Origin of the sequence: Corynebacterium sp., from assembly GCF_012837295.1 — a bacterium.
In the GTDB taxonomy this organism is placed as follows: Bacteria; Actinomycetota; Actinomycetes; order Mycobacteriales; family Mycobacteriaceae; genus Corynebacterium.
Genome location: NZ_DURI01000218.1, coordinates 1 through 12,285 on the forward strand (window position 1 = coordinate 1; position 12,285 = coordinate 12,285).

General features: G+C 69.6%; 9 protein-coding genes and 1 pseudogene. 6 read left to right on the forward strand and 4 right to left on the reverse strand.

Translation table 11 applies throughout. The features are described from left to right. Positions 1-328, reverse strand: a pseudogene (locus GX015_RS07235) (hypothetical protein); the annotation flags it as partial. A gap of 387 nt (positions 329-715) precedes the next feature. Between GX015_RS07235 and trmB the strand changes: the two are divergent. The 6 genes from trmB to GX015_RS07265 all read left to right on the forward strand — a co-directional run bounded on the left by trmB (position 716) and on the right by GX015_RS07265 (position 8,108). Then, the gene (trmB, locus tag GX015_RS07240) at positions 716-1,468 is read left to right on the forward strand and encodes a tRNA (guanosine(46)-N7)-methyltransferase TrmB (protein ID WP_291343971.1); all 753 of its coding nucleotides are present in this window, start codon (positions 716-718) and stop codon (positions 1,466-1,468) included. After that, complete coding sequence (locus GX015_RS07245; RefSeq protein WP_291343958.1) at positions 1,465-2,121, forward strand: NYN domain-containing protein; 657 nt, start codon at positions 1,465-1,467, stop codon at positions 2,119-2,121. Before trmB ends, GX015_RS07245 begins: the two co-directional genes overlap by 4 nt. Positions 2,122-2,128: 7 nt before the next feature. Continuing rightward, entirely contained in the window at positions 2,129-4,753 is a 2,625-nt protein-coding gene (locus tag GX015_RS07250; protein ID WP_291343960.1) for an MMPL family transporter, read from the forward strand. After that, positions 4,750-5,892, forward strand: coding sequence for a YbhN family protein (locus GX015_RS07255; protein ID WP_291343962.1), 1,143 nt, complete (start codon positions 4,750-4,752; stop codon positions 5,890-5,892). The genes GX015_RS07250 and GX015_RS07255 overlap by 4 nt, the downstream gene beginning before the upstream one ends. Positions 5,893-5,959: 67 nt before the next feature. Continuing rightward, positions 5,960-6,352 (forward strand): DUF3054 domain-containing protein, encoded by a 393-nt coding sequence (locus GX015_RS07260; RefSeq protein ID WP_366926253.1) that lies wholly within the window; start codon positions 5,960-5,962, stop codon positions 6,350-6,352. Between the two features lie 145 nt (positions 6,353-6,497). Further along, the gene (locus GX015_RS07265) at positions 6,498-8,108 is read left to right on the forward strand and encodes a peptide MFS transporter (RefSeq protein WP_291343964.1); all 1,611 of its coding nucleotides are present in this window, start codon (positions 6,498-6,500) and stop codon (positions 8,106-8,108) included. 105 nt (positions 8,109-8,213) lie between these two features. On the opposite strand, the gene GX015_RS07270 is transcribed toward GX015_RS07265, so the two are convergent. From GX015_RS07270 to GX015_RS07280, 3 genes are all read right to left on the reverse strand, one after another. Next, on the reverse strand, positions 8,214-8,702 hold the full coding sequence (locus tag GX015_RS07270; protein WP_291343966.1) for a TM2 domain-containing protein: 489 nt from the start codon (positions 8,700-8,702) through the stop codon (positions 8,214-8,216). Between the two features lie 506 nt (positions 8,703-9,208). Next, positions 9,209-10,759 (reverse strand): acyl-CoA carboxylase subunit beta, encoded by a 1,551-nt coding sequence (locus GX015_RS07275; RefSeq protein WP_291343968.1) that lies wholly within the window; start codon positions 10,757-10,759, stop codon positions 9,209-9,211. A gap of 5 nt (positions 10,760-10,764) precedes the next feature. Then, positions 10,765-12,285, reverse strand: a 1,521-nt coding sequence (locus GX015_RS07280) for a non-ribosomal peptide synthetase (RefSeq protein ID WP_291343969.1), incomplete at its 5' end; no start/stop codon positions are given.

Consider the following 12,285-nt stretch of genomic DNA (forward strand, 5'->3'; position numbering starts at 1 on the left):
CCCGGGGATGGACGACCACCTCGCCCAGCCGAGCGCCCGCCCCCGGATCGTGGGAGAGGGTGACCACCGCATCGGCGTCGACCCGCGACGCGGGGCCCTCGTCGGCGAGGATGCGCCACGTCCCGCGGGCCGAGGGGTGGAGGCGCAGGGCCGCGGCCACCGCATCCGCCCCGATGCCCGCCGGACCGCGGACCGCGATGACGGGCGGTCCCGACGCGGCGTCCAACAGCTCCGCGACGTCCACCGCCGCCGGTTCGCCGACCCCCGCATCCGCGAGCCAATCGACGACGGCCGCCCACAACCGCCCGCGTCCCCCCGCTGCGCCCATCCGATCCCCCGATCCGAACCCGATCCGATTCCCCCCGAAACGAACGCGCCCAGTAGACCACGGGCACCGGGGGCGGGCAACAGATCCGGGCCGGAGCGGGCGGAGTTGGGGCGGAGTTGGGGCGAAGTTTGGGCGGGGAACGGGGCCGGATCGGGGCGGAATCACGCGCGCGGGATTATTGACCCCGCCGTCCCGTCGTGAACAATGGGGGCGATGACTAATTCTGATACCCCTGATACGAACATCGCCGCCGGGGGAGGCGCGGATTCCGCGACCCCCGAGACGGCCCCGACCAGCGACGACACGAGCGCGGCCGCTCCCCGGGCCGACGCCGACTCCGGCCGCGTGCCCGACTTCGGCAAGGGCGCGCTGCCCTACGGCCGCCCCATGCAGACCGAGTTCGACGACGGCCTGGAGTACCCGCGCATCGGCGGCGTCAGCTTCCGCCGCGGCACCCTGACCCCCGGCCAGTCCGCCATTTGGGACGAGCACTGGGACCGCGTGGGCACGGTGCTTTCCGACGACATGATCGACGTCGACGAGTGGTTCGGCCGGACCGGCCCGACCATCGTGGAAATCGGCTGCGGCACCGGCACGTCGACCGTCGCCATGGCGCCGGAGGAGGCCGACCGCAACATCATCGCCGTCGAGCTGTACAAGCCCGGCCTGGCGAAGCTGCTGTCGGCGATGACCCGCGAGGGCGTCGACAACATCCGCATGGTCCGCGGCGACGGAGTCGAGGTGCTGCAGCGCATGATCGCGCCGGAGTCGCTCGACGGCGTGCGCCTGTTCTTCCCGGACCCGTGGCCCAAGGCCCGCCACCACAAGCGCCGCATCCTGCAGACGGGCACCCTGCGGCTGATCGCCTCGCGACTTAAGCCGGGCGGCATCTTCCACGCCGCCACCGACCACGCCGGCTACGCCGAGTGGATCGACGAGCTCCGCGACGCCGAGCCGTCCCTGGAGCCCATGCCGTGGCCGTGGCCGGACTCGCCGATGCTGCTCGACCGCCCGACCACCAAATTCGAGAACCGCGGCCTGAACCTCGACCACGACATCCACGAATACGTGTGGCGCAAGCGCGGACCCGGCGAGGCCGCCGGCACGACCGCGGAAGCACCCCGAGAGGACGCCCGATGAGCGGCACCCACCACTACGCCGAAGCACCCGAGACCACGCCCACCCTGCTGCTGGTGTGGGACGCGCCGAACATCGACATGGGCCTGGGGGCGATCCTCGGGTCCCGCCCCACCGCCGCGCACCGCCCGCGTTTCGACGCCATCGGCCGCTGGCTGGTCGAGCGCACGATGGACCTCGCCGACGACGTGGGCACCCACATCGAACCCGAGGCCACCGTGTTCACCAACATCGCCCCGGGCAGCGCCGAGATCGTGCGTCCGTGGGTGGAGGCGCTGCGCAACGTCGGTTTCGCCGTGTTCGCAAAGCCGAAGATCGGCGACGATTCGGACGTCGACCCGGACATGCTCGCGCACATCCGCCGCCGCCGCGACGAGGGCATCCTCGAGGGCGTCGTCGTCGCGTCCGCAGACGGCCAGAACTTCCAGGACACCCTGGAGGAGCTCGAGCGCGCGCAGATCCCGACCACCGTGATCGGATTCCGCGAGCACGCCGCGTGGGCGGTGAACTCGGAGATCATCGAGTTCGTCGACCTCGAGGACATCCCCGGCGTGTTCCGCGAGCCGCTGCCGCGCGTCGACCTGGAGACCCTGCCGGACGAGGGCGCCTGGCTGCAGCCGTTCCGTTCGCTCTTGTCCCTGCTCAAGGAGCGCTGACCCGCACATGTTCTACCGATGGGGATCCTTCGCGTACCGGCATCGCGTGCTCACGCCGCTGGTGCTCGTCGCCGCGCTGCTGGCGCTGTTCATCTTCTCCGGGACGAAGCTGGGCGACCGGCTCGACCAGGAGGGCTGGGATGACCCGGGCTCGGATTCGACGGCCGCCGCGGTGCTGGAGGAAGAGACCTTCGGCCGCGACAACTCCGGCGACGTCATCGTCCTCATCGACGCCCCGGACGGCGCGACCGTCGACGACCCGGCGCTGACGCAGCGGGTCAACGACCACTTCAACCGGCTGAAGGCGGACAACCCGGAGCACGTCGACCACGTGACCAGCTACTTCGCCAACAACCAGGCGGTGATGGCGACGGAGGACAAGCAGACGGCGTTCGTCGCCGTCGGGCTGTCCGGCACCGGCAACGAAGTGCTGAAGAACTACCGGGCCATCGAGGACCAGATCCCCATCGAGGGCGTGGACATGGAGGTCGCCGGCGCGACGCCGGTGGCGGGCGCCCTGGATTCGGGCATGGCCGACGACATCGGCCGCGCGGAGCTGATCGGCCTGCCGATCGTCGCGCTGCTGCTGCTCATCGTCTTCGGCGGCGTGGTCTCGGCGTCGATGCCGCTGATCGTGGGCATCCTGTCCATCGCCGGTTCGCTGGGCATCCTGTCGATGCTCGCGTCGGTCACGCAGGTCAACGCCTTCGCCCAGTCGGTGGTGACGCTGCTGGGCCTGGGCCTGGCCATCGACTACGGCCTGTTCATGGTGTCGCGCTTCCGCGAGGAGATGGCCGAGGGCGTGCCCGTCCCGCAGGCGGTGGCCAACACGACGGCGACGGCCGGCAAGACGGTGGTGTTCTCCGCCGCCATGGTCGCCGTCGCCCTGTCCGGGCTGCTGCTGTTCCCGCAGGCCTTCCTGAAATCGGTGGCATACGGCGCGATATCGGCGGTCGGTTTGGCCGCGCTGCTGTCGCTGACGGTGCTGCCGGCGCTGTTCGGCCTGCTGGGCACGAACATCGACAAGTGGAGCGTCCGCCGCGCGGGCCGCACCCGCGAGCAGTCGATGAATTCGCTGTGGGGCCGCATCCCCGCGTGGGCGATGAAGCACTCGAAGCTGGTCACGGTCACGGTGTGCCTGGGCCTGCTGGCGCTGACGCTGCCGTTGGTCGGCATCAAGTTCGGCGGCATCAACGAGACCTACCTGCCGCCGGCGAACGAGACCCGCACGGCGCAGGAGCGCTTCGACGAGAACTTCCCCACCATGCGCACCGACCCGGTGAAGCTGGTCATCCAGGACGGCGGCAATCCGCGCGCGGTCGGCGAGGTGTTCCAGCAGGCCAACGGGGTCGACGGGCTGACCGACCGGTTCAAGATCTCGCAGCCGACCAAGGACGGCGTCACGGTCCTGTCGGCGGGCGTCGGCGACCGCGAGGACAACACGCGGGTCGTCGAGCAGCTGCGCGAGATCAACGTCCCCGATGGCGCGACGGTGTACATCGGCGGCACGCCCACGATGGAGGTGGAGTCCATCGAGGCGCTGTTCGACAAGCTGCCGTGGATGATCCTCTACATGGTCGTCGCCACGTTCATCCTCATGGCGCTGGTGTTCGGCTCGGTGATCCTGCCGGCGAAGGCGATCATCATGACCGCCCTGGGCCTGGGCGCGACGCTGGGCATCCTCACGGCGATGTTCGTCGACGGCGTCGGCGCGGGCCTGTTCGGCTTCACGCCGGGCCCGCTGATGAGCCCGGTGCTGGTGCTGATCATCGCGATCATCTACGGCCTGTCCACGGACTACGAGGTGTTCCTGGTGTCCAGGATGGTGGAGGATCGCGACGACGGCGCCTCCACTCCGCACGCGATCCAGTTCGGCACGGCGAACACGGGCGGCATCATCACTGCCGCGGCGCTGATCATGATCGTCGTGGCCGGCGCCTTCGGGTTCTCCGACATCGTGATGATGAAGTACATCGCCTTCGGCATGATCGCCGCCCTCTTCCTCGACGCGACGATCATCCGCATGCTGCTGGTGCCCGCGGTGATGAAGCTGCTCGGCGACGATTGCTGGTGGGCCCCGCGCTGGGTCAAGCGCCTGTCGGCGCGCCTGGGCCACGGTTCGGCGGCGCCGTCGCCGGTGGGCCGCGTGCCCGCGATGGCCGGCGCCCCGCTTGACGACGCCCACCGCACCTCCGAGGAGCCCCGCCGTTCCGCGGATGCGGAACCGGGTTCCTCCCATGCGGCCACCGGCGCTGCCACCGCCGCGACGACCGCTGCGGCGACCGCTGCAGCGACGACCGGCGCCCGCGACGAGGCGCCCGAAACCTCGCCGTCCGTGCCCGCGGTCCCCGATCGCACGGAGACGGGCGAGCTCATTTACGAGGGCGAGATCGTCGACGACGATCCGGCGGCCGATTTCGGCGGCCACGACCCCGACGACGAATTCACCGCCGGCTACGACGGTGTCCCGGACGAGGAGCCGATCCAGGTTCCCGAGGGACGCCTGACGGTACGCGACATCATGCTGCGCCTGGAGTGGGAGAAGCGCGAGGCCCTCGGCCCCGGCGCCTCCGGCCGCCGCAGCGCCGACGACGCCGACGACGCCGGCCCCGGGACGGTCGATAACCGATGAACCGCATGCGCGACGCCGCCCGCACGGCGGCGTCCGCCGCCTCGGCTTCCTGGATCCGATGGGCGCTGACCCTCGTGATCCTCGGCGTCGCGCTGTGGTTCGCCCTGAAGAACCGCGACAGCGTCATCGACGGTTGGCGGACCTTCCTCCGCGCCGACTTCGGCTGGGTGGCGTTTTCCGCCGCCATGGTCGCGCTGTCGCTCTACGCCATGGCGGAGGTCATGCGGCTGCTGTTGCGCGCCGCCCACGTGCCCGTGACCAGACGCGCCACCAACTCGCTGGTGCTCGCCGCCAACGCGTGGTCGGTGTCGGTGCCCGGCGGCGTCGCGTTCTCCACCGCCCTGCAGGTGCGCAGGCAGTTGAAGTGGGGCGCGTCGCCCGTCGTCATCAGCTGGTTCATCCTGCTCTCCGGCGCGCTGAGCTTCCTCGGCCTCGTCGCCCTCGCCCTCGGCGCCCTGTTCTTCATCGGCGGCACCGCACCCGGCCGCCTCATCGCCGCGGGCGTCGCCGTCCTCGGTCTCACGGTGCTGCTGTGGTGGTTTTCCCGGAATACCGCGCTGATCGAGACCGTCGCCAAGCAAGTCCTGAAGGCCATCAACGCGATCCGCCGCAAGCCCGCCGACGACGGCGCCGAGAAGCTGAAGGCCACCATCCGGCAGCTGACCAGCGTGCGGCTCAGCCCGCTGCGCATGGTCATCGTGTTCGCGTGGTCGTTCATCAACTGGGTCACCGACGTCATCTGCCTGTACGCCGCCATGCGCGCCGTCGGCGCCGAGGACGTCACGGTCAACACCGTGCTCATGGCGTTCGTGTTCAGCAAGGTCGCCGGATTCATCCAGGCGACCCCCGGCGGCGTCGGCCCCGTCGAAGCCGTGCTCACCGGCACGCTCATCGCATCCGGCATGGTCGGCACCGACGCCGTGGCCACCGTGCTCATCTACCGCCTCGTGTCCTTCATCCTGCCCGCCGTCGTCGGATGGATCGTCTACCTGGTGGGATACGGTGGCGACCGGCGCAAGGACGTCGAGGCCGACGCGGGCGCCGAGAGAGCCGAGAGCGCCGAGAGCGCCGAGCGTCCCGCGAACACCGAAGGCGCTGACGTCGACGGCACGAACGCCCGAACCGACGGCCGCGAATAGTCCCCGACAACGTCCCCACGCCCACCCGCCCACTCGCAGACCCGCAGACCGAAACTCAGGAGCATCAGTGTCCGTCACCCGCACGATCGTCATGGACTTCTTCGCCATCTTCACCTTCGCCGTGCTCGCCCGACTGGCGCACGACACGGAGTCCGACCCGTTCACGCTGACCAACGTGCTGAACACCCTGTGGCCCTTCCTCATCGGCGGCGCCATCGGCCACGCCATCTGCGCCGCGGCGAAGAAGCACCCGCTGCCCATCGCGCCCGGCGGCGTCATCGTGTGGCTGGCCACCGCCATCACCGGACTGGCGATCTGGGCGCTGCGCAACGGCGAGATGCCGCACTGGTCCTTCATCATCGTCGCCACGGTCATGAGCGCCCTGCTGCTCCTCGGCGTCCGGTTGCTGGCCAAGTTCGTGGCCAAGGACGCCTACGGCGCGGCCCGCACGGACCGCTGATCCGGCACTGTCCGGGCACGGGCCCGACTCTGACCGGGGACCGAGCGCCCACCGGGGAGTGACGTTCACCTCAATGACGGCCCATGGGCCGCGACATCACTTCCCCGGTTTTTCATTCGCCTTGCAAGCGCGAATAATCGGGCGCATGGCACATTCACCAGATCGGCCCGGGGACCACAACTCCCCCGGCCACGACAACCGCGCGGAGGCCGACCAGCCGTCCGCCGCGCGCGAGCACACCGCCGGCGACCACGTCTCGCCAGCGACCACCGTCGACGGCGGGCCCACCACCGGCCCGGGTACGGGAGAGAAGGAACGCACGTTCTTCGGCCAGCCCTGGGGCTTGGCCAACCTGTTCGGCGTGGAGATGTGGGAGCGCTTCAGCTTCTACGGCATGCAGGGCATCCTGCTGTACTACATGTACTACTCCGTCACCGAGGGCGGACTGGGCATGAACCAGGCGGTGGCCACGTCCATCGTCGGCGCGTACGGCGGCCTCGTCTACATGGCGGCGCTGGTCGGCGCGTGGATCGCCGACCGCCTCATCGGCTCGGAGCGGACGCTGTTCTACTCCGCCATCCTCATCATGCTCGGCCACATCTCGCTGGCCGTCATCCCCGGCGTCACGGGCCTGGCCATCGGCCTCGTCTGCGTCGCCCTCGGCTCGGGCGGCCTGAAGACCACCGCCTCCGTCGTGCTCGGCCAGCTGTACTCCCGCGAGGACACCCGCCGCGACGCGGGCTTCTCCATCTTCTACATGGGCGTCAACATCGGCGCCCTGTTCGGCCCGCTGCTCACCGGTTGGATCTGGGGCATGAAGGGCTTCCACTGGGGCTTCGGCCTCGCCGCGGTCGGCATGGCCATCGGCCTGGTCCAGTACGTGCTCATGCGCAAGTCCACCATCGGCGCCGCCGGCCATGAGGTGCCGAACCCGCTGCCGAAGACGAAGTACCTCATGGCGCTGATCGGCGCGGTCGCCGTCACCGTCATCGCCGTCGCCCTCGTGGCCACGGGCATCGTCCCGGTCGACTCGCTGGCGACGATCGTCACCGTCCTCGCCGGCGTCGCCGCGGTCGTCCTGTGGCTGCAGATGTTCATGTCCGACCGGACCACGGCCGTCGAAAAGCATCGCCTGATCGCGTTCATCCCGATGTTCGTCGCCGGCGTGCTGTTCTTCGGCATTTTCCAGCAGCAGTTCACGGTCATCGCCATCTACTCCGACCAGCGCCTCGACCGCATGATCGGCGGCTTCGAGATTTCCCCGGCGTGGATCCAGTCGATCAACCCGATCTTCATCATCATCTTCTCCGGCATTTTCGCCGCGATGTGGACGAAGCTGGGCAAGCGCCAGTGGACGTACCCGGTGAAGTTCGGCGTCGCCAACATCATCATCGGCGTCTCGCTGTTCTTCTTCCTGCCGTTCGTCGGCGGCGGCGCGAACTCCACGCCGATCCTGGTGATCGTGTGGATCCTGTTCCTGTTCACCATGGGCGAGCTCATGCTGTCGCCGGTGGGCAACTCCCTGGCCACGAAGCTGGCGCCGGAGTCCTACCCGACCCGCATGTACGCCGTGTGGATGATGGCCGTCGCCATGGGCACCTCCCTCGCGGGCGTGCTGGCCGGCTACTACCACCCGGAGGACGCCTCGGCGGAGTCGAACTTCTTCATCGTCCTGGGCGTGCTGTCGATCGTCATCGGCGCCGCCCTGATCGTGGGCAAGAAGTGGATCGTCGCCCGATTCGAGGGCGTCCACTAGTCTCCCGCACCGCACGAACGGAGGGCCGGCCCGTCGCAAAGCAGCAATGCTTCACGACGAGCCGGCCCTCTTTCCGTCCGCCCGCCACCCGCGGGCGCCGCCGCGCTACTGCAGCGGGTAGCCCTCCGCGTCGCGGTCATAACCGTTCGCGCCGATGAGGATCATGATGAACTCGATGAACACCCACAGGCCCACCGCCACCAGGAACACGAAGCCGACCAGGATGATCGACGTGGCCAGGCCGATCAAATACAGCACCAGCTGCGTGATGCCGCGGCTGGTGTATCCCAGGTAGAAATTGTGAACACCGAAGCCGCCGAGAAAGAACGCCAGCACCGCGGCGAGGATCTTCGACTTCGGCGCGCGCGGCAGACCATTGGCGCCGTAGGCCTGCATCGGCTGCTGCTGGCCGTAGGGCTGCATCTGGCCGTAACCCTGCTGCTGCGGGTAACCCTGCTGGTAGCCCGACTGCTGGTAGCCCTGCTGACCGTGACCCTGGGTCTGGGCGTACGGATCCGACTGGACGCCCTGGCCGTACGGGTCCATGCCCTGGCCGCCCTGGGGGCCGAAGGGGTTGTCGTAAGGGTTGGTCATCGCGATCAGCTCCTGTGATTCTCTTTCGCCACGCAGATACTATCCCCGACAATGGATAAGACGCGCCTCCGGGGGGCCGGACGGGTGTTCTATGCCGCCCCCGAACGTCCGGCCGAGGCCATCCCGCCCCTGCCCACCCCACGCGCGACCTCGGATTCCTCGCCCATGGCGCGGCAGGGAGCCCCCGAAAGTCGGGGCAGCTGACCCATGCGTGGATTGCCGGGCGGTGTCGTCCATGTGGAGGGCGACGCGACCGTCGGCGAAGTCGAGAGCCGGGGCGACAACCGCAGCGTGGGCCGCGGCGGGTTGGCCGAATCGAGGCGGCGGCTCGCTCACGGAGAGCCGCAGATACCCACGTTTCAGCCAGATACGCATGTTCAAACGTAGGTAGCTGGCCGGTACGTAGGTAGCTGCGCGGCGGGCGGCAAAACGGAGTCGGGCGCCGCGAAGGGGCGGGCGAAGGAGGGGGAGGCGGGCCGTCGCAAAGCAACGGGACCCGCCACCCGCTACATCGGGGCGATCTCGCGCTTCTTGCGCACCTGCGGAAGCTCCTTGTCGCGGAGCTGCTCGAGGGCGCGGCGCAGCTGCACGCGCGTCTCCGACGGCATGACCATCGCATCGACGTACCCGCGCTCGGCGGCGACGTACGGGCTGGTCATGTTCTCGTTGTAGAAGTCCATGAACATCTTCTTCATCGCCGGCTGCTGCTCCTCCGGCATCTCGGCGAGCTGGCGGCCCTGGATCATCACCACCGCGGCCTCGGCGCCCATCACCGCGATCTGCGCCGTCGGCCACGCGAAATTCAGGTCGCCGCCGAGATTCTTCGAGCCCATCACCGCGTACGCGCCGCCGAAGGCCTTGCGCACGATGATGGTCACCTTCGGCACCGACGCCTGCGCCAACGCGAAACCGAGCTTCGCGCCGCGATGGATGATGCCCGACTTCTCCTGCTGCACGCCCGGGAGGTAGCCCGGGGTATCCACGACGTAGACGATCGGGATGTCGTAGGCGTCGCAGATGTTGGAGAACCGCGACCCCTTCTCCGAGCAATCCGCGTCGAGGCAGCCCGCCAGATGCATCGGCTGGTTCGCCAGCACGCCCACCGTCCGGCCATCGACGCGCGCGAATCCCGTGATCAGGTTCGGCGCGTAGTCCGGCTGCACCTCGACGAAGTCCTCGTCGTCGAAGATCCTGGTCAGGATCTCCATCATGTCGTAGCCGGCGTTCGGGTCGTCCGGGATGATCGAATCCAGCGACCGGTCACGGTCGGTGGTCTCCTCCGACGGCGCCCAGTACGGCGGCAGCGGCTCGTGGACCGAGCTGGGCAGGCGGTCGAGCAGGTCGTGGACGTAGTTGAACGCGTCCTCCTCGTCGTCGGCGACGTAGGAGACGTTGCCGTTGCGGGCCTGCTGCTCCGCGCCGCCGAGCTCCGCCGAGGTGATGTCCTCGCCGGTGACCGAGCGGATGACCTCCGGGCCCGTGATGAACATCTCGGTGCGGTCCTTCACCGCGACCAGGAAGTCCGTGGTCACCGGGGCGTAGACGGCGCCGCCGGCGCACCTGCCCAGGAGGATGGAGATCTGCGGCGACTGCCCGGACAGGGGCAGCTGGCGGCGCGAGATTTCGGAGTACATGGCCAGCGACGTCACGGCGTCCTGGATGCGGGCGCCGCCGGAGTCGTTGATGCCGATGACGGGGCAGCCGACCTTCGTGGCCAGATCCATCAGGTCGCAGACCTTCTTGCCGAAGGTGACGCCCACCGAGCCGCCGTACACGGACTTGTCGTGCGCGTACACCGCCACCGGACGGCCGCCGACGCGGGCGGTGCCGGTGACCACGCCGTCGCCGTAGGGCGCGTCGGCCTCGTCGGGGGTCCGGCCGAGCTGGCCGGTCTCCACGAAGGACCCCGCGTCGACCAGGCGCGCGATGCGCTGGCGGGGCGTCGTCAGCCCGGCCGCGTCACGGCGCGCCTTGGCCCGCTCGCTGCCCGGGTCCTGCGCCTGCTTGAGGCGCTCCTTCAGGTCGGCGAGCTTTTCGGCGGTGGTGTTCAGAGTCAATTCGGTTACTGTCCATTCCGGGTTTCGGCGTCCAGATTCTGCAGCCGGTCCCCCAGCCAGGCACCGACCTTGGAGATCTCCGGTTCATCGACGATGGCGAGATGGTCGCCGCGCAGGTGCACGATCTCCAAATCGTCGACGATAGCGGACCAGCCGCCGTCCTCATCAATCGTCGCGTAGCGGGGTTCCAGTTCGATGGCGCCGTCGTGCATGCGTTCGGCGCGGAAGAGCACGACGGGGGCGTCGACGTCGGCCCAGCGGGCCATGTCGAGCTGGTCGAGGATGCGGTTGTCCACGAAGGACGCGCGCTGGTGCTCGAGGACGCCGCCGGACAGCCCGTGCTGGGAGGAGTCGGCGGTGGCCAGGAACTGTTCGAGCATCATCAGCAGCGCTTCCTCGCCCTGCTGGTCGAGCAGGTCGTGGGGCACGGGGATGTCCAGGCCGTAGGTGCGCTTGGAGAAGTCCGCGTAGCGGTCCCAGCGTGCGTGCATCTCCTCGGCGGTGTCGGGCACCTTCTCGGAGGGCTGGACGGTGTCGAGCAGCATGATCTGCGCGACCTCGACGCCGGTGCCGCGGAGCTGGTGGGCGACCTCGTAGGCCAGGGCCCCGCCGAAGCTCCAGCCGCCGAGGACGACGGGCCGGCCGGCGGCGCGGTCCCGGATGTCGTCGAGGTAGGCGGCGGCGCGGTCGGTGATGTCGCCTTCGAGGCGTTCGACGCCGTAGACGGGGGCGTCGGCGGGCAGGCGGCGGACCAGCGGCTGGTACACGGCGGAGGATCCGCCGGCCGGGTGGAACAGGAACACGGCGGGCGTGGTCGAGCCTTCGGGACGCTCGCGCAGCACGCGGATGTTGCCCTCGACCTCGACTTCGAGGTGGGGGCGCAGCGTTTCGGCGAGGTCCGCGATGGTCCCGGCGGCGCGGACGTCGTCCGCGGTGATCCCGGCGCCGGTGCGCTCCGACAGGCGGGCGGCGAGGGCGTCGACGGTGGCGTCGTCAAGCGGGGGCAGTTCATCGGTGACGCCGCCGGCGCTCGATCCGACGACGGTGGCCCAGGTGCCGAACGCCATGCGTTCCGACGCATCGCGCGGCGGCACGTTGATGCCTTGCTTTGCGACGTCCGCGTCCCCGTCATTCGCCGCGCCCGTTTCGGCGGTGGCCGCGTCGGCAGGGGCGGAATCGGCGTCGGAGTTGGCGTCGGAAGCGCCGACGTCGGTGGAGTGCGCCTCGGCGACGAGGTCCTCCACCAGCGTGATGACGTCCGCGACGGACGCGTCGCGCAGCGCCTGGACCTGCAGCGGCGGGATGGAGAAGTCGTGCTCCACGCGGTTCTTGATGCGCATGCCCATCAGCGAATCCAGGCCGAGGTCGATGAGCGGCAGCTCCAGCGGCAGGTCGTCGACGTCGTAGCCCATGGCCTCGCCGACGATGACGCGCAGGTGGGTCTCCACCGGCACGCCCGAATCGGGCGACCAGCCGGGCTCGGCGCCGGGGCCCGCAACGCCGGCGGCGGTGGGCATGCCCGGGGC